Consider the following 18,179-nt stretch of genomic DNA (forward strand, 5'->3'; position numbering starts at 1 on the left):
GCTCGCGGCAGGCTGTTCATCAGCTGTCTCGTTCGTCCTTCAGCACTTCACCGGTCTTGGCATCGAGCGCCACGTCCCATTCCACGTTCTGCGCATCGCGCAGCTCGACCTTGTAGACATAGCGACCATATTCATCTTCCAGCTCGGAATCGGTGACGGTGGCACCGGGGTGTTTGGCGACAGCGGCGGCCTTGAGTTCGTCCAGCGACTTGATGGTCTTGGCGTTGACCAGCTTCACCACTTGATCGGGCTGGACGTCCTTGGCGAAGGCGGCATTGGCACCGAGGGTCAGGGCGGCAGCGGTGAACAGGGCAGTCAAGGTTTTCATGGTGTCTCTCCATCGTGCGGTACAGGTTGTTGACGCAATCGAAGTTAACCCCATGGCCTTAATTCAACCTGAAAACAACTGGCCGCATGATAGCGCGGCTGGCCCAACCTGCGACACACACCCAGTCAAGACGCTTATACTGCGCGCCTGCCGCCCCAGGGACCGCCATGAACGCCGCCATCCACATCCGCAACCCCGCCCTCACCTTCAAGGCGGGTAAACGTGCCCTCGCTCAGATTCGCGAACGCGGCTTGCGTGCCGCAGACGTAGGCGTGCTGCCAGGTGCAGCCGGCGGGCCGAAGCCGCTGGGGATTCAGGGCCTGGACCTGGCCCTGTTCGGTCAGTTCCTGCCTTCGGCGCCCCGTCAGCGTTCGCTGATCGGTGCCTCCATCGGCGCCTGGCGTTTCGCCAGTGCCTGCCTCGACGATCCGGTCGCAGGGTTACGGCGCCTGGGCGAGCTGTACACCGAGCAGGATTTCGCCAGAGGGGTGACGCCGGCGCAGATCACCCAGAGCTGCCAGCGCATGCTCGACGACCTGCTGCAAGGACGCGACGCGCAGATCCTCGCCAATACGCAGTACCGCCTGAACATCCTGGTGGTCAAGAGTCACGGCCAGCTCGCCTTCGATCATCGGGCCAGGCTCGGTATAGGGCTGTCGGCGGTCATCGCCAGCAACCTGCTCGGTCGACCGCGTCTGGCTCGACATTTCGAGCGAGTCGTCCTGCACGATCCGCGCAGCGCCCCCCCGCTGGATCCGCTTGAGGACTTCCCCTCGCGATGCCTGCCGCTGGACCTGGACAACCTGCGCCAGGGGCTGCTGGCCTCAGGCTCCATTCCCATGGTCATGCAAGGCGTGCGAGACCTGCCCGGCGCCGGAGCGGGCACTTACCGCGACGGCGGCCTGCTGGATTATCACCTGGACCTGCCCTACCGGGGCGACGACCTGGTGCTGTACCCACACTTCACCGACAAGGTCGTCCCTGGCTGGTTCGACAAGGCCCTGCCCTGGCGCCGCGGCGATGCCACACGCTTGCAGAATGTCCTGCTGATGACCCCCTCGCCCCAGTACCTGGCCGCCCTACCCTACGGCAAGCTTCCAGACCGCGGCGACTTCAAGCGCTTCATGGGCGACGCCGCCACGCGCAAGCGCTACTGGTACAAGGCCATCGCCGAGAGCCAGCGCCTGGGCGACGAACTGCTCGAACTGGTGGCCACCGGGCGGCTGCACGAACGGCTGCAAGCCTTGTAGGGATCATGCTGGTAGACTGCGCGCATCTTCGATTCAGACAGAGTTATCGACGCGTGGAAATCTTCAAGGAATTTACCTTCGAATCGGCGCACCGCCTGCCCAACGTGCCCGCCGGACACAAGTGCGGCCGGCTGCACGGGCATTCGTTCAAGGTCGCCCTGTACCTGAGCGGCCCGCTGGACCCGCACACAGGCTGGATTCGCGACTTCGCCGAAGTAAAGGCGATCTTCAAGCCGATCTACGATCGCCTGGACCACAACTATCTCAACGACATTCCAGGCCTGGAGAACCCGACCAGCGAGGTCATCGCCGTGTGGATCTGGCAGCAGGTCAAACCGCTGCTGCCAGAGCTGTCGAAAGTGCGGATTCACGAAACCTGCACCAGCGGGTGCGAATACACCGGCGACTGAATCCTCAGGCCTGGGGACTCGGGTGCGGTGGCACGCAAGGGTTGCTGATCACCATCGTGAAGGCACCGCGTGCGCCGAAACTGTCGTTTAGGTAGGCGACACGTTCCACCCGACGTCGCACGACGTAGCCGTTGGGGCTATAGAGTGCCAGATTGGTGAACACGTCGTGCTCCTTCAGTGCAGTGGGGTTCAGCGCCGGAATGTGCCACAGCGGCGTGCGCCGACCGCAGGTCAGGGAGTACAAGGGCGTCGAGATGCGCAGCGGAGGATCGATGGGCAGCTCGAACGTGGTGCCGTTGGGATTGCGCAGGGTCACCTTGCCTTTTTCATTCACGCATACCCCTGCTGCCGACAGTGCCCGGTAGAAGCCCAGGTAGCCGTTGCGACTCACGTCCAGCCAGTAGTCCAGGTTGGGCCAGGCGTGCGCGTTGCGGCCATCGTAGGCAGGACGGATCTCATAGACGTAGCCATCGGCATGGCGGTACACGCCGAACCAGAAATTGCGGGTGACGTAGCGCTTGCGCACCTGCGAGCCGGTGGCGCCGTCGATCAGGTACGAGCCGAGCCCTCTGTCGTCGTAGTCGTTGCTGGTGAGCAGCCAGCCGTCGTCGCCGTTCCAGTCGTTGAATTCGACCCAGAACGAACGGTACATATCGCTGGTTTCGTCCCACTGCTCCAGCGTGACGGGGGTGTCATGCAGCTGCCAGTGACAGCTGGCGATGAAGCTCATTTCGGGTTGGAACTGAAGTGTGCTCATGGGGATGCCCTGGACGCGATTGGGCCTTCACGATAAGGTCCGCACACCCCAGACAGGCAGCGAGAAGCGCTATCCCTGGGCGTCTCGCAGAAAAGCCGGGGCGATGTAGCGCTGGTAATGCGCTTCGGAAAGGATGAAGAATTCCCGATCGATGGCATCGCGCAATTGCGGCAGCTCCCAGTCGCGAAATTCCGGCAACAGGGCGATGCCGTAGGCGTCCAGATCACGGATCATGCGCGCACCGCGAGCGATCAACTGGTAGGCCCAGCAGTATTCGGATTGCTGGGCCAGGAAGCGAATCGAGCGCTGCTGCAACTGCTGACGCAAGCGCTGTGCATCGAACACCTCGAGCTTGGCCATCATCACCTGCACCAGCAACTGCTCCAGGCGCAGCCAGACCGCCCGCTTGTGCGCCTCGTCATAGCCGTTCCAGTGAATCACCTCGTGATGAAAGCGCTTGCAGCCACGGCACACGGTGTCGCCGTAGACGGTTGAGCAGAGGCCGACGCAGGGCGTCTTGATGGACTGATTGGGCATGTCGGACAACGAGAAGGCGATGGCACACCGGGGCATGTTAGCCCTTTGTCTAACCGCGGTCACGGGTTAAAGTCCAGGCCAGCAACTTACCTTCCGCCTTTTTTTGCCGTAGAATAACTCCGCCTTTTCAAGGCAACCATGTCCGTTGGAAGCTGTTTTCAAAGCGTCACGAGCACAGTTGATCCGGTAGAACGGCGTTGGCCCGGTGCATGCTGCCTGCATGACCGCGCCAACCCCTCATCAGCCTTCCGTTCTACAGGCGTAAAACTTTGAAAGCAGCTTCTGTAAGGATTCTCCGCGACCCTGGCTGGACGGCCCAAGAAGCCGTGAACCGCGCAGGGGTGCTGGGAATGCTGGATGAGTGTCCCGGACTCCCTTTAGGGACAACTGATGAGGGTAATAACTGTGCTTGAAGCCTACCGCAAACACATCGAAGAGCGTGCCGCCCTGGGTATCGTGCCCCAGCCGCTGAACGCCGAACAGACCGCAGGCCTGGTCGAGCTGCTGAAGAACCCACCAGCCGGCGAAGAAGCCTTCCTCGTAGACCTGATCACCAACCGCGTCCCCCCTGGGGTCGACGAAGCTGCCTACGTCAAGGCCGCCTTCCTGTCCGCCATCGCCCAAGGCCAGGCCAACTCGCCGCTGATCGACCGCAAGCATGCCACCGAACTGCTGGGCACCATGCAGGGCGGCTACAACATCGAAACGCTGGTCGCGCTGCTGGACGACGCCGCACTGGGCGCCGTCGCGGCCGAACAGCTCAAGCACACCCTGCTGATGTTCGACGCCTTCCACGACGTGGCCGAGAAAGCCAAGGCCGGTAACGTGCACGCCAAGGCGGTGCTGGAGTCCTGGGCCGCGGGCGAGTGGTTCACCTCGCGTCCTGCCATCGCCGAGAAGTACACCTTGACGGTGTTCAAGGTGCCTGGCGAAACCAACACCGACGACCTGTCCCCGGCGCCCGATGCCTGGTCGCGTCCCGACATCCCGCTGCACGCCCTGGCCATGCTGAAGATGGCCCGTGATGGCATCGAGCCCGAGCAGCCAGGTTCGGTCGGCCCGCTCAAGCAGATCGAAGCGATGCGCGCCAAAGGTCATCCGGTCGCCTACGTCGGTGATGTGGTCGGCACCGGCTCCTCGCGCAAATCGGCGACCAACTCGGTCCTGTGGTTCTTCGGCGACGACATCCCCAACGTACCGAACAAGCGTGCCGGCGGTTTCTGCTTCGGCACCAAGATCGCGCCGATCTTCTACAACACCATGGAAGATGCCGGTGCCCTGCCGATCGAGTTCGACTGCACCGACCTGGGCATGGGTGACGTGATCGACGTCTATCCGTTCAAGGGCGAGGTCAAGCGCCACGACAGCGGCGAGCTGGTCACCACCTTCGCCCTGAAGACCGAAGTGCTGCTGGACGAAGTCCGCGCCGGTGGTCGTATTCCGCTGATCGTCGGGCGTGGCCTGACCGAAAAAGCGCGCGCCGAACTGGGCCTGGGCGCTTCGGACCTGTTCAAGAAGCCAGAGCAGCCTGCCGACACCGGCAAGGGCTTCACCCTGGCGCAGAAGATGGTCGGCCGTGCCTGTGGCCTGGCCGAAGGCCAGGGCGTTCGCCCAGGCGCCTACTGCGAGCCGAAGATGACCACCGTCGGCTCTCAGGACACCACCGGCCCGATGACCCGCGACGAGCTCAAGGACCTGGCCTGCCTGGGCTTCTCCGCCGACCTGGTCATGCAGTCGTTCTGCCACACGGCCGCCTATCCGAAGCCGATCGACGTCACCACCCACCACACCCTGCCAGACTTCATCCGCACCCGCGGTGGCGTCTCGCTGCGTCCGGGCGACGGCATCATCCACAGCTGGCTGAACCGCATGCTGCTGCCTGACACCGTCGGCACCGGTGGCGACTCGCACACCCGCTTCCCGATCGGCATTTCGTTCCCGGCCGGTTCCGGCCTGGTGGCCTTCGCCGCCGCCACCGGCGTCATGCCGCTGGACATGCCTGAGTCGGTACTGGTGCGCTTCAAGGGCAAGCTGCAGCCGGGCATCACCCTGCGCGACCTGGTTCACGCCATTCCTTACTACGCCATTCAGCAAGGCCTGCTGACCGTGGAGAAGAAAGGCAAGAAGAACGCCTTCTCCGGTCGCATCCTGGAAATCGAAGGCCTGGACGAACTGACCGTCGAACAGGCGTTCGAGCTGTCCGATGCCTCGGCTGAGCGTTCGGCCGCCGGCTGCACCATCAAGCTGCCGGAAAAGGCCATCGCCGAGTACCTGCAGTCGAACATCACCCTGCTGCGCTGGATGATCAGCGAAGGCTACGGCGATGCCCGCACCATGGAGCGCCGCGCCCAGGCCATGGAAGCCTGGCTGGCCGATCCGCAGCTGCTGTCGGCCGATGCCGATGCCGAGTACGCCGAGATCATCGAGATCGACCTGGCCGACGTCAAGGAGCCGGTGCTCTGCGCACCGAACGACCCGGACGACGCTCGCCTGCTGTCGCAGGTCCAGGGCGAGAAGATCGACGAAGTGTTCATCGGCTCGTGCATGACCAACATCGGTCACTTCCGTGCCGCCGGCAAGTTGCTGGACAAGGTCAAGGGCGGCATTCCGACCCGTCTGTGGCTCGCTCCGCCGACCAAGATGGATGCCCACCAGCTGACCGAGGAAGGCTATTACGGCATCTACGGCAAGGCCGGCGCGCGCATGGAGATGCCAGGCTGCTCGCTGTGCATGGGCAACCAGGCACGGGTGCAGACCGGCTCGACCGTGGTGTCCACCTCGACCCGTAACTTCCCCAACCGTCTGGGCGATGCCACCAACGTCTACCTGGCGTCGGCGGAGCTGGCGGCAGTGGCTTCGATTCTCGGCAAGCTGCCGACAGTCGAGGAATACCTGCAGTACGCCAGGGACATCGACAGCATGGCAGCCGATGTCTACCGCTACCTGAGCTTCGACCAGATCGCCGAGTTCCGTGAAGCGGCGGCCAATGCCCAGATTCCGGTGGTCCAGGCGTAAGTCAGCGGTACGTTAAGCGCTCTAAGCGACAAGAAAAACCCCGGCAGGCATGCCGGGGTTTTTTCGTTGGGATGGCGGGGTTTCGGCCTCGGTCGCTCGGCAGGCCGGCACTAGAAGCTGTCCGCCGGAACACGCACCCAACCTTCCATCAACACCCTCGCACTGCGACTCATGATGGCCTTGGTCACGGTCCACTGCCCATCGACGCGTTGCGCCTCGGCACCCACCTTCAAAGTGCCGGAAGGGTGACCGAAGCGTACCGACGTGCGCTCCCCGCCACCGGCCGCGAGGTTGACCAGCGTGCCGGGAATCGCGGCAGCGGTGCCGATGGCGACGGCGGCCGTCCCCATCATGGCGTGATGCAGCTTGCCCATCGACAGCGCGCGGACCACCAGGTCGATGTCGCTGGCTGCCACGGCCTTGCCGCTGGATGCAGTGTAGGCGGTGGCCGGCGCGACGAAGGCGATCTTAGGCGTGTGCTGGCGAGTGGCTGCCTGGTCGAGGTGCTCGATCAAGCCCATGCGCAGCGCGCCATGGGCGCGCAGAGTCTCGAAGCGCGCCAACGCACCGGGATCGCCGTTTATCGCCTCTTGCAGCTCCGTGCCGGTGTAACCGAGGTCGGACGCATTGACGAAAATGGTCGGGATGCCGGCGTTGATCAGGGTCGCGGCGAAGGTGCCGATCCCCGGCACCACCAGTTCGTCCAGCAGATTGCCAGTAGGGAACATGGCGCCGCCACCCTCGCCTTCTTCCTCGGCGGCAGGGTCGAGAAACTCCAGCTGCACTTCGGCCGCCGGGAAGGTGACCCCGTCGAGTTCGAAGTCGCCGGTTTCCTGGACCTGACCTTGGCTGATCGGGACATGGGCGACGATTGTCTTGCCGATGTTGACCTGCCAGATGCGCACGGTCGCGATGCCGTCGCTGGGGATTCTAGCCGGATCCACCAGGCCATTGGCGATGGCGAACGGGCCGACCGCTGCCGACAGGTTGCCGCAGTTGCCGCTCCAGTCGACGAAGGCCTGGTCGATGGCGACCTGCCCGAACAAATAGTCGACGTCATGGTCGGCCTTCTCGCTCGGCGACAGGATCACGGTCTTGCTGGTACTCGAAGTGGCGCCGCCCATGCCGTCGATCTGCTTGGCATAGGGATCGGGGCTGCCGATCACGCGCAGCAGCAGGGCATCGCGTGCCGGACCGGCTGACTGGGCGCGCTCGGGCAGGTCTTGCAGGCGAAAGAACACGCCTTTGCTGGTGCCGCCGCGAATGTAGCTCGCCGGAATTCGGATCTGTGCTGGGTGTGGCATGGTCATGGTGTCCTGTCGATGATGATGACGAGCCAGGGGCAGCCAGGCAGCCGCGCTGGCGCTTGACTGTGCCGGGGCGTACTAGGCACCGGCCTCCAGGAAGTCCTGGGCGAAGCGCTGCAACACACCGCCCGCCTCGTAGATCGAAACCTCCTCGGCAGTGTCCAGCCGACAGGTCACCGGCACCTCCAGACGCTCACCGTCTCGGCGGTTGACCACCAACGTGAGGGTGGCTCGAGGCGTGCGTGCACCGAGTACGTCATAGGTTTCGCTACCGTCGAGCCCCAACGTGAGGCGGGTGGTCCCAGGATGGAACTCCAGAGGCAATACGCCCATGCCGATCAGGTTGGTGCGGTGAATGCGCTCGAAGCCCTCTGCGGCGATCGCCTCGACGCCTGCCAGACGCACGCCCTTGGCCGCCCAGTCGCGCGATGAGCCCTGGCCGTAATCGGCGCCAGCCACGATGATCAGCGGCTGCTTGCGCTGCATGTAGGTTTCGATGGCCTCCCACATGCGCGTCACCCGCCCCTCCGGCTCCAGACGCGCCAGCGATCCCTGGCGCACGCTGCCGTCGGCGTTGCGGACCATCTCGTTGAACAGCTTCGGGTTGGCGAAGGTGGCGCGCTGGGCGGTCAGATGGTCGCCACGATGGGTGGCATAGGAATTGAAGTCCTCTTCCGGCACGCCCATCCTGGTCAGGTACTCGCCGGCAGCGCTATCAGCCATGATGGCGTTGGACGGCGACAGGTGATCGGTGGTGATGTTGTCCGGCAGAATGGCCAGTGCCCGCATGCCGCGCAGGGTCCGCTCACCGGCCAGCGCCCCCTCCCAATACGGCGGACGTCGGATGTAGGTACTCATCGGCCGCCACTGATACAGCGGCGCCACTTTCGGACCTGCCTGCTCCTCGATGGCGAACATCGGAATGTAGACCTGGCGGAACTGCTCCGGCTTGACCGAGGCCCGCACCACGGCGTCGATTTCCGCGTCGCTGGGCCAGATGTCCATCAGCCGGATCGGCTCGCCATTGACCACCCCCAGCACATCCTTTTCGATGTCGAAGCGGATGGTTCCGGCGATGGCGTAAGCCACCACCAGCGGCGGCGAAGCCAGGAATGCCTGTTTGGCATAGGGATGGATCCGACCGTCGAAGTTGCGATTGCCCGAAAGCACCGCCGTGGCGTACAGGTCGCGGTCGATGATCTCCTGCTGGATCTGCGGGTCCAGCGCGCCGGACATGCCGTTGCAGGTCGTACAGGCGAACGCGACGATACCGAAGCCCAATCGCTCCAGCTCCTGCTCCAGCCCCGCTTCCTTCAGGTACAGCTGCACGGCCTTGGAACCCGGCGCCAGGGACGACTTGACCCAGGGCTTGCGTGCCAGCCCCAGCCGATTGGCATTGCGCGCCAGCAGCCCGGCAGCGATCACGTTGCGCGGATTGCTGGTGTTGGTGCAACTGGTGATGGCGGCGATGATCACCGCCCCGTCGGGCATCTGGCCAGGCACGTCCTCCCACGCACCGGCGATGCCCTTGGCCGCCAGATCACGGGTCGCGACCCGTGCATGGGGGTTGGAAGGGCCAGCCATGTTGCGCACCACACTGGCCAGGTCGAAGCTCAGGGTGCGCTCGTACTCGGCCTTGGCCAGGCTATCGGCCCACAGGCCGGCGACCTTGGCGTAGCGCTCCACCAACTGCACTTGCTGGTCGTCGCGTCCGGTCAGGCGCAGGTAGTCCAGGGTCTGCTGGTCGATGGCGAACATCGCTGCCGTGGCGCCATATTCGGGCGCCATGTTGGAGATGGTGGCGCGATCGCCCAGGGTCAGGCCACGGGCGCCTTGACCATGAAATTCCAGGTAGGCGCCGACCACTTTCTGCTTGCGCAGGAACTCTGTGAGCGCCAGCACCAGATCGGTGGCAGTGATGCCCTCGGCGAGCCGGCCGGTCAGTTCCACGCCGACGATCTCCGGCAAGCGCATCCACGAAGCGCGACCCAGCATGACGTTCTCTGCCTCCAACCCGCCCACGCCGATGGCGATCACCCCGAGCGCGTCGACATGAGGCGTATGGCTGTCGGTACCGACACAGGTATCCGGGAATGCCACGCCCTGCTCGCAGTGGATCACCGGCGACATCTTCTCCAGGTTGATCTGGTGCATGATGCCGTTGCCCGGCTGGATCACGTCGACGTTCTTGAACGCCTGCTTGGTCCAGTTGATGAAGTGAAAGCGGTCTTCGTTGCGCCGATCCTCGATGGCGCGGTTCTTCTCGAAGGCCTGCGGATCGTAACCGCCGCACTCCACTGCCAGGGAGTGGTCGACGATCAGTTGCACGGGTACGACCGGATTGACCTGAGCAGGATCACCGCCTTTCTCGGCGATGGCATCGCGCAGCCCGGCCAGGTCCACCAGTGCGGTCTGGCCGAGGATGTCGTGGCAGACCACCCGCGCCGGGTACCAGGGAAAGTCCAGATCACGCTTGCGCTCGATCAGTTGACCCAGTGACGCATGCAGGGTGGCCGGCTCGCAGCGGCGCACCAGGTTTTCGGCCAGCACCCGAGAGGTGTAGGGAAGACGGTCGTAGGCGCCGGGCTGGATCGAGTCGACGGCGGCGCGGGCGTCGAAGTAGTCCAGGCCCGTGCCTGGCAAGGCGGTGCGGTAGGCAGTGTTCATAGCGTTCTCAGGCTCACGGTATTCGACTTGCAGGTGCGATCAGCAGGCGCTGCGCGTGTCGTTGGCGGCTCAGGGCCATTCACACCGCGTCGCGGCGCGGCATGGATGGCCTTGCATCACCAACGGCTGCGCTGCCCTCCAGTGATCGATGTATTCAACGCTGCTCGACAGGCACGAACGGCCTCTGTTCGACGCCGGTGTATTCGGCGCTCGGGCGGATGATGCGGTTGTTGGCACGCTGCTCGAACACGTGCGCAGCCCAGCCGGTGAGCCGCGAGCAGACGAAGATCGGTGTGAACAGCTTGGTGGGGATGCCCATGAAGTGATAAGCCGAGGCATGGTAGAAATCGGCGTTGGGGAACAGCCGCTTCTGCTCCCACATGGTCTTGTCGATCGCTTCGGATACCGGATAGAGCACGGTGTCGCCCGCCTCGTCGGCAAGGCGTTTCGACCAGCCCTTGATCACCTCGTTGCGCGGATCGGACTCCTTGTAGATGGCATGGCCGAATCCCATGATCTTGTCCTTGCGCTCGAGCATGCGCAGCAACTCGGCGCTGGCCTCCTGCGGGCTCTGGAAGCGCTCGATCAGCTCCATGGCGGCCTCGTTGGCACCACCATGCAGCGGACCACGCAGCGTACCGATGGCGGCGGTGATGCACGAATAGAGGTCCGACAGGGTCGAGGCACAGACCCGGGCCGTGAAGGTGGAGGCGTTGAATTCGTGTTCGGCGTAGAGGATCAGCGACACGTTCATCACCTTCACGTGCAGTTCGCTGGGCTTGCGGCCGTGCAGCAGGTACAGGAAATGGCCGCCCAGGGTGTCTTCCTCGCTGCTGCACTCGATGCGAACACCGTGGTGGCTGAAGCGATACCAATAGCACATCACGGCCGGGAAGACCGCGAGCAGCCGATCGGTTCTGTCGTGCTGGGCATCGAACGTCAGTTCAGGCTCCAGGGTGCCGAGCACCGAGCAGGCCGTGCGCATCACGTCCATGGGATGGGCATCGCGCGGGATACGCTCGAGCACCTCCTTGAGCGCCTGAGGCAGATCGCGAAGGCTCCTGAGCGTGCGCTTGTAGTCGTCCAGCTGCGCCTGGCTCGGCAGCTCGCCATAGAGCAACAGATAGGCGACTTCTTCGAAGTCGGCAGCGGCGGCCAGGTCACGCACGTCATAACCTCGATAGGTCAGGCCGGCACCGGCCTGGCCAACGGTCGACAACGCGGTCTGCCCGGCGACCTGGCCACGCAGGCCAGCGCCACTGAGTACTTTTGCTTCGGCCATGGGAGAATTCTCCTTTCTTGAATTTGTTATCGAGTCTTGCTGGCTGTACACGGTGTGGAGAGAGGCGCATGGCCCTTGCCGGCGCGCCAGATTACTGCTGGAAACTAGCCTTTCTTCTGTGCGAACAATGCATCGAGGCTTTGCTCGAAGGCGTGGTAGCCGATGGCATCGTAGAGTTCCATGCGCGTCTGCATGGTGTCGAGCACGTGCTTCTGGGTGCCGTCTCGCCGCAGCGCGGTGTACACATTCTCCGCCGCCTTGTTCATGGCACGGAAAGCCGAGAGCGGATACAGCACCAGCGAAACGTCCACCCCCGCCAGTTCCTCGGTGGTGAACAATGGCGTGGCGCCGAACTCGGTGATGTTGGCCAGGATCGGCGCCTTCACCCGATCGGCGAAGGTCTTGTACATCGGCAGGTCGGTGATGGCCTCGGGGAATATCATGTCGGCACCGGCTTCCACGCACGCGGCTGCCCGGTCCAGTGCGGCCTGCAGGCCTTCGACGGCCAGCGCATCGGTGCGGGCCATGATCACGAAGCTGTCGTCGCTGCGAGCATCGACCGCAGCCTTGATACGATCGACCATCTCCTGCTGGGAAACGATTTCCTTGTTGGGTCGGTGTCCGCAGCGCTTGGCTCCCACCTGATCCTCGATGTGGAGGGCGCCGGCGCCCGCCTTGATCATCGAGCGCACGGTGCGCGCGACGTTGAAAGCCGAGGCACCGAAGCCGGTGTCGACATCGACCAGCAGCGGCAGGTCGCACACATCGGTGATACGGCGCACGTCGGTGAGCACATCGTCCAACCCGCTGATGCCCAGGTCAGGCAGGCCAAGGGAGCCTGCCGCGACACCACCACCCGAAAGGTAGATGGCCTTGAAGCCGGCGCGCTTGGCCAGCAGTGCATGGTTGGCATTGATCGTCCCGACCACTTGCAAAGGGTGCTCGGCGGCCACCGCGTCACGAAAACGTTGGCCGGGGGTGCTGTTCTGGGTCATGACTCACCTCGTGGGGCGTCGTCGGCGCCGCCGTGGTTGGTAGGAATATCCTGAAAATGACGCTCGACATTGCGCTTCGATGCCGCGATATGGCGACGCATCAGCAGTTCGGCCAGTTCGCCATCTCGTTCGGCGATCGCATCGAGGATGCGGTGGTGCTCGGCGAAGGCTTGTCGGGGTCGATTGGGTGTCGCCGAGAACTGGATACGGTACATGCGCACCAGCTGGTACAACTCACCGCACAGCATCTTCACCAGGGTCTGGTTGCCACTGCCTTGAATGATCCGGTAATGGAAGTCGAAATCACCTTCCTGCTGGTAGTAGCCGAGACCGGCCTGAAAGGCGGCATCGCGCTCGTGGGTGTCGAGCACCTGGCGCAGTTCGTCGATCTGCGCCTGGCTCATGCGTTCGGCGGCCAGGCGACAGGCCATGCCTTCCAGCGACTCGCGGATCTCGTACAGCTCGATCAGTTCGGCCGGCGCCAGGGACACCACCCGGGCACCGACGTGGGGAACGCGTACCAGCAGGCGCTGCCCCTCCAGTCGATGGATGGCCTCACGCAGTGGACCACGGCTGATGCCGTAGGTGCGTGCCAGCTCAGGCTCGGAAATCTTGCTGCCCGGGGCAATGTCACCCTTGACGATCGCTGCCTGGATTCGGCGAAAGACATGCTCGGACAAGGTTTCGCTGTCGTCGATCAGCTCGTTCGCCGCAAGTGAAGCTTGATCCATATTGTCGACACCTTTAGTCAATCACTAACCGAAATTAGCCCTCATACGCGTATCAGTCAAAGAAAATCTAGTTATTGTCGACAATATTTAAGCGACGAACTTACCGCCCCTGCCCGCGGTCTGATCGCAGCGCGCTGGCGTCAAGACGTCGGCGTGATAGAATGTCGCGCTCCCGAAGGATCACCGATAGCGTGCCTGTCATCATTTCATGCCGTTGACAGATGAACGAGGCGCTCGCGCCCTGCCCCGAACACAGACAGCACCGCGCCAGGACTATGAGACCCATCTTTTCTTCTTTGTTGTTCTGTCTCGCCGCCCTGCCGGCACTCGGCCACGCGACCGAGAAAACCGTCTACGGCCTGAACGAGTACGCCCGCCTGGGCGATCTGGACCTGGAAGTGGCGGCCAAGCTGGACACCGGCGCCAAGACCGCCTCGCTCAGCGCCCGCGACATCAAGCGTTTCAAGCGCAACGGTGAAAGCTGGGTGCGCTTCTACCTGGCGATCGATGCCGCGCACAAACACCCCATCGAGCGGCCCCTGGCGCGCGTCAGCAAGATCAAGCGACGCGCCGGCGACTACGACCCCGAGCAGGGCAAGGCCTACACCCACCGCCCGGTGATCGAACTGAACATCTGCATGGGCCAGGCCCAGCGCACCATCGAAGTCAACCTCACCGACCGCAGCGCGTTCCAGTTCCCGCTGCTGATCGGCTCCGAGGCACTCAAGCATTTCGACGCGCTGGTCGACCCAAGCCTCAAATACGCGGCCGGCAAACCTGCCTGCGCCACCGAAGCTCCCAAAGTAGAGTAACTCCATGCGCTCTCTGACCCTGCACCTGAAAGTCCTGATCACCATCCTGGTGCTACTGGGCGTCACGGTCACCTGCTATCAGATCTTCGTCCTCGGCATCCCGGTGACCGAAGACGAGACCGACGATCTGTGGAACATCGACGCCAAGGTCGAGTTCGTCGCCAGCCCCAAGGATCCGGTCAAGATCCAGATGTACGTGCCGCCGCTCAACCGCGACTACGTCAGCCTCAACGAGAGCTTCATCTCCAACAACTACGGCGTGAGCGTCAACCGCGCCGACGGCAACCGCAAGGTGACCTGGTCGGCGCGACGCGCCAGTGGCAACCAGACCCTCTACTATCGGCTGGTCCTGACCAAGCGCTACAGCACCGAGAAGGCCAAGATCAAGGGCCCCACCTTCCGCGACAGCCTGGCCGTCGAAGGCCCCGAGAAGATCGCCGCCGAGGCACTGATGGCGCCCATCCGCCAGCACTCGGCCGACGTCGAGACCTTCGTCAGCGAAACCATCAAGCGGGTGAACAACGCCAACGACGACAATGCCAAGCTGCTACTGGCGGGCGACAACTCGCCGTTGAAAAAGGCCCAGGTCATCGACCTGCTGCTGTCCATCGCCCATGTGCCGATGGAAAAGGTGCACACCGTGCGCCTGGTCGCCGATACGCCACAGAGCCCGGAACTGTGGCTACGCAGTTTCAACGGCAACGACTGGCTGTACTTCAACCCAGAAACCGGCGAACAGGGCCTGCCCGCCGACCGTTTGCTGTGGTGGACCGGGGACGACAACCTGATCGCCGTCGAGGGTGGCAAGAAGGCTGCCGTCACCTTCAGCATGAACAACAGCGAGATGAACGCGATCCGCCTGGCCAAGCTGACCGACGAGAACACCGACGCCGACTTTCTCGAATATTCGCTCTACGGCCTGCCGCTGCAGACCCAGCAGACCTTCATGATCATGGTCATGATCCCGATCGGCGTGCTGGTGATCCTGGTGTTGCGCAACCTTATCGGCATCCAGACCCTGGGCACCTTCACGCCGGTGCTGATCGCCCTGGCCTTCCGCGAGACGCAGCTGGGCTTCGGCATCGTGCTGTTCACGGTGATCACGGCGCTGGGCCTGTCACTGCGCTCCTACCTCGAGCACCTCAAGCTGCAGATGCTGCCACGCCTGTCGGTGGTGCTGACCTTCGTCGTGGTGCTGATCGCCGCGATCAGCCTGTTCAGTCACAAGCTGGGCCTGGAGCGCGGTTTGTCGGTCGCGCTGTTCCCGATGGTGATCCTGACCATGACCATCGAACGCCTGTCGATCACCTGGGAAGAGCGCGGCGGTGGCCACGCCATGAAAGTCGCCATCGGCACCCTGTTCGCCGCCTCGCTGGCGCACCTGCTGATGACCGTGCCGGAAGCGGTGTACTTCGTCTTCACCTTCCCGGCCGTGCTGCTGATTCTGGTGGGCTTCATGCTGGCGATGGGTCGCTACCGTGGCTACCGCCTGACCGAGCTGATTCGCTTCAAGGCATTCCTGAAGAAGGCTGACGCCTGATGTTCGGACTGATCAAGACCTGGAAGGCCCTGGAGGCCCGCGGCATCATGGGCATCAACCGGCGCAACGCCGACTACGTGCTCAAGTACAACAAGCGCCACCTGTACCCGATCGTCGATGACAAGATCATCACCAAGGAACGGGCACTGGCGGCGGGCATTCATGTGCCGGAAATGTACGGCATCATCGAAACCGAAAAGGGCATCGACAAGCTCGATCAGATCATCGGCGGTCGTAGCGATTTCGTCATCAAGCCAGCCCAGGGTGCCGGCGGTGACGGGATCCTGGTGGTCGCCGATCGTTTCGAGGACCGCTACCGCACGGTCTCCGGCAAGATCATCAGCCATGAGGAGATCGAGCATCAGATCTCCAGCATTCTCACCGGACTCTATTCGCTTGGGGGGCACCGGGACCGGGCGCTGATCGAGTACCGGGTCACCCCGGACCAGATCTTCAAGAGCATCAGCTACGAAGGCGTCCCGGACATCCGCATCATCGTGCTGATGGGGTATCCGGTCATGGCCATGCTGCGTTTGCCCACCCGGCAATCCGGCGGCAAGGCCAACCTGCACCAGGGCGCGATCGGCGTGGGCGTCGACCTCGCCACAGGCGTTACCCTGCGCGGCACCTGGCTGAACCGCATCATCAGCAAGCACCCCGACACCACCAATTCGGTGGACGGGGTGCAGTTGCCGAACTGGGATGGCTTCATGAAGCTGGCCGCCAGCTGCTACGAGCTGTGCGGCCTGGGCTACATCGGCGTGGACATGGTGCTGGACCAGGAAAAAGGCCCGCTGATCCTGGAACTCAATGCGCGACCCGGCCTGAACATCCAGATCGCCAACGACTGCGGGCTGACCCAGCGCACCCATGCCATCGAGGCCCACATCGAAGCGCTGGCCAAGGACGGCGTCAGCGAGGATGCCGATACCCGGGTGAAGGTCGCTCAGGGCCTGTTCGGGCACGTCCTTCAGCAGTAGCGCGGCAACGCCGGCGGCTCGGTGCCAGCCCCTGATCGCAAGGCCATGCGCTGCGACAGAGCCTAGGCACTCGCCCGCCTGCGGCCTACAATTGCCTCCTCGTCTTCAGCGCTGCCCATGCCGATGCCCACCTGTACGCTTCACGCCCTGCCCTATCAGCCCGATCCCGGTCACTATTTCCATCGCCTGCGCCAGGCACCTGGCGCCATTCTGCTCGACAGCGCCCGGCCAGTGGCCGAGCGAGGGCGGTTCGATCTGTTCAGCGCCTGGCCGGTTCAGCAGCTCCAGCCAGGCGCGGGTGAGCGCGGTGAGGCGTTTCTCGCGCGGCTGCGCCAGGCCCTGGCCGAGCTGGGCGAGGCGACGCTGCCCGAAGGCAGCGAGCTGCCCTTCGCCGGCGGCCTGATCGGCTACCTGAGCTACGACTTCGGCCGCCGGCTCGAACACCTGCCCGAAGAGGCCACCGACGATATCGGCCTGGCCGATGCCCAGTTGGGCCTGTATGCCTGGGCCTTCAGCTCGGACCACCGGCTGCGTACGTCACAGCTGATCTTCCATCCAGCCCTGCCCGAGGCCGAACGTCGCCGTCTGATCGACCTGTTCGAAGGCGATCACGCGCCCTCGGTCGGTCCTTTCAAGCTGCTGGCGCCGATGCGCGGCGATCTTCTGCCCGAGCAATACCGCGCGGCTTTCGATCAGGTCCAGCACTATATCCAGGCGGGCGATTGCTATCAAATCAACCTGACCCAACGGTTTCGCGCACCCTGCCTGGGCGACCCCTGGCAGGCGTACAGAGCGCTGCGCCGGGCTTGCCCGACGCCCTTTTCGGGGTTTCAGCAGCTCACCGACGACAGCGCACTGCTGAGCTTCTCACCCGAGCGATTCATTCGCGTCAGCCAGGCCGAGGTAGAGACGCGCCCGATCAAGGGTACCCGGCCACGCGCCGCTGATCCGCTCGAGGACCAACGCAATGCCAGCGAGTTGCTGGCGAGTCCCAAGGATCGCTCGGAAAACCTGATGATCGTCGACCTGCTGCGCAACGACATCGGACGCACCTGCGAAATCGGGTCGGTGAAGGTGCCCGAGTTGTTCAGCCTGGAAAGCTACCCCAACGTCCACCACCTGGTGAGCAGCGTGACCGGTCGCCTGGCCAGTGGCAGGGATGCGCTGGACCTCATCGGCGGGAGTTTTCCGGGCGGGTCGATCACCGGCGCGCCGAAGATTCGTGCGATGCAGATCATTGACGAGCTCGAACCTACCCGCCGGACGCTGTACTGTGGGTCGCTGCTGTACCTCGACGTGCGCGGCGAAATGGACAGCTCCATCGCCATTCGTAGCGTGCTGATCAAGACTGGCCAGGCCTTTTGCTGGGGCGGTGGCGCAGTGGTTGCCGATTCGTCCTGGACCTCGGAGTACGAGGAATCCGTGGCCAAGGTTCGGGTATTGATGCAGACGCTGCAGGATATGTGACGACGCCGCTGCTGACCGATGCGAAGCCGTCTGCCGCGCCATTTTTTGTTACCATTGCCGGACTACGAGCGCACAGCGCCATACCCATGATGGAAACCGCC

15 protein-coding genes are annotated in these 18,179 nt (G+C 63.7%); 7 read left to right on the forward strand and 8 right to left on the reverse strand.

Annotated features, from left to right (window positions below; translation table 11 throughout):
• Window positions 1-19: 19 nt before the first annotated feature.
• The gene (locus IAE34_RS02240) at window positions 20-328 is read right to left on the reverse strand and encodes a PepSY domain-containing protein (protein ID WP_200137217.1); all 309 of its coding nucleotides are present in this window, start codon (window positions 326-328) and stop codon (window positions 20-22) included.
• A gap of 167 nt (window positions 329-495) precedes the next feature.
• Here IAE34_RS02240 and IAE34_RS02245 point away from each other — a divergent pair, with 167 nt between their 5' ends.
• Together IAE34_RS02245 and queD are read left to right on the forward strand one after the other, a co-directional pair.
• Window positions 496-1,578 (forward strand): patatin-like phospholipase family protein, encoded by a 1,083-nt coding sequence (locus IAE34_RS02245; protein ID WP_200137218.1) that lies wholly within the window; start codon window positions 496-498, stop codon window positions 1,576-1,578.
• Between the two features lie 53 nt (window positions 1,579-1,631).
• Window positions 1,632-1,988: a 6-carboxytetrahydropterin synthase QueD gene (gene queD, locus IAE34_RS02250; RefSeq protein ID WP_200137219.1), complete on the forward strand. Its 357-nt coding sequence runs from the start codon at window positions 1,632-1,634 to the stop codon at window positions 1,986-1,988.
• 4 nt (window positions 1,989-1,992) lie between these two features.
• Here the strand turns inward: queD and IAE34_RS02255 are convergent, their stop codons facing one another.
• Both IAE34_RS02255 and IAE34_RS02260 read right to left on the reverse strand, forming a co-directional pair.
• Complete coding sequence (locus IAE34_RS02255; RefSeq protein ID WP_200137220.1) at window positions 1,993-2,745, reverse strand: hypothetical protein; 753 nt, start codon at window positions 2,743-2,745, stop codon at window positions 1,993-1,995.
• A 69-nt stretch (window positions 2,746-2,814) separates the two neighbouring features.
• A complete protein-coding gene (locus tag IAE34_RS02260; RefSeq protein WP_200137333.1) occupies window positions 2,815-3,282 on the reverse strand; it encodes a DUF1289 domain-containing protein in 468 nt (155 codons plus the stop codon).
• 405 nt (window positions 3,283-3,687) lie between these two features.
• Here IAE34_RS02260 and acnB point away from each other — a divergent pair, with 405 nt between their 5' ends.
• Window positions 3,688-6,297: a bifunctional aconitate hydratase 2/2-methylisocitrate dehydratase gene (acnB, locus tag IAE34_RS02265; RefSeq protein ID WP_200137334.1), complete on the forward strand. Its 2,610-nt coding sequence runs from the start codon at window positions 3,688-3,690 to the stop codon at window positions 6,295-6,297.
• 110 nt (window positions 6,298-6,407) lie between these two features.
• Here the strand turns inward: acnB and prpF are convergent, their stop codons facing one another.
• From prpF to IAE34_RS02290, 5 genes are all read right to left on the reverse strand, one after another.
• Window positions 6,408-7,601, reverse strand: coding sequence for a 2-methylaconitate cis-trans isomerase PrpF (gene prpF, locus IAE34_RS02270; protein ID WP_200137221.1), 1,194 nt, complete (start codon window positions 7,599-7,601; stop codon window positions 6,408-6,410).
• Window positions 7,602-7,682: 81 nt separating this feature from the next.
• A complete protein-coding gene (gene acnD, locus IAE34_RS02275; RefSeq protein ID WP_200137222.1) occupies window positions 7,683-10,271 on the reverse strand; it encodes a Fe/S-dependent 2-methylisocitrate dehydratase AcnD in 2,589 nt (862 codons plus the stop codon).
• A 154-nt stretch (window positions 10,272-10,425) separates the two neighbouring features.
• Window positions 10,426-11,553, reverse strand: a complete 1,128-nt coding sequence (gene prpC / locus IAE34_RS02280; RefSeq protein ID WP_200137223.1) for a bifunctional 2-methylcitrate synthase/citrate synthase — start codon at window positions 11,551-11,553, stop codon at window positions 10,426-10,428.
• 104 nt (window positions 11,554-11,657) lie between these two features.
• Entirely contained in the window at window positions 11,658-12,548 is an 891-nt protein-coding gene (gene prpB, locus IAE34_RS02285; protein ID WP_200137224.1) for a methylisocitrate lyase, read from the reverse strand.
• Window positions 12,545-13,279, reverse strand: coding sequence for a GntR family transcriptional regulator (locus tag IAE34_RS02290; protein WP_200137225.1), 735 nt, complete (start codon window positions 13,277-13,279; stop codon window positions 12,545-12,547). Before IAE34_RS02290 ends, prpB begins: the two co-directional genes overlap by 4 nt.
• A gap of 275 nt (window positions 13,280-13,554) precedes the next feature.
• Here IAE34_RS02290 and rloA point away from each other — a divergent pair, with 275 nt between their 5' ends.
• The 4 genes from rloA (at window position 13,555) to pabB (ending at window position 18,078) form a co-directional block, all read left to right on the forward strand.
• On the forward strand, window positions 13,555-14,091 hold the full coding sequence (gene rloA / locus IAE34_RS02295; protein ID WP_200137226.1) for a retropepsin-like aspartic peptidase RloA: 537 nt from the start codon (window positions 13,555-13,557) through the stop codon (window positions 14,089-14,091).
• 4 nt (window positions 14,092-14,095) lie between these two features.
• A complete protein-coding gene (gene rloB / locus IAE34_RS02300; RefSeq protein ID WP_200137227.1) occupies window positions 14,096-15,631 on the forward strand; it encodes an osmotic stress tolerance membrane protein RloB in 1,536 nt (511 codons plus the stop codon).
• Window positions 15,631-16,611, forward strand: coding sequence for an alpha-L-glutamate ligase-like protein (locus tag IAE34_RS02305; RefSeq protein WP_200137228.1), 981 nt, complete (start codon window positions 15,631-15,633; stop codon window positions 16,609-16,611). Before rloB ends, IAE34_RS02305 begins: the two co-directional genes overlap by 1 nt.
• A gap of 123 nt (window positions 16,612-16,734) precedes the next feature.
• Window positions 16,735-18,078 (forward strand): aminodeoxychorismate synthase component I, encoded by a 1,344-nt coding sequence (gene pabB / locus IAE34_RS02310; protein ID WP_200137335.1) that lies wholly within the window; start codon window positions 16,735-16,737, stop codon window positions 18,076-18,078.
• The last annotated feature ends 101 nt before the right edge of the window (window positions 18,079-18,179 follow it).

This window comes from Pseudomonas sp. S30, from assembly GCF_016518545.1.
GTDB lineage: Bacteria > Pseudomonadota > Gammaproteobacteria > Pseudomonadales > Pseudomonadaceae > Aquipseudomonas.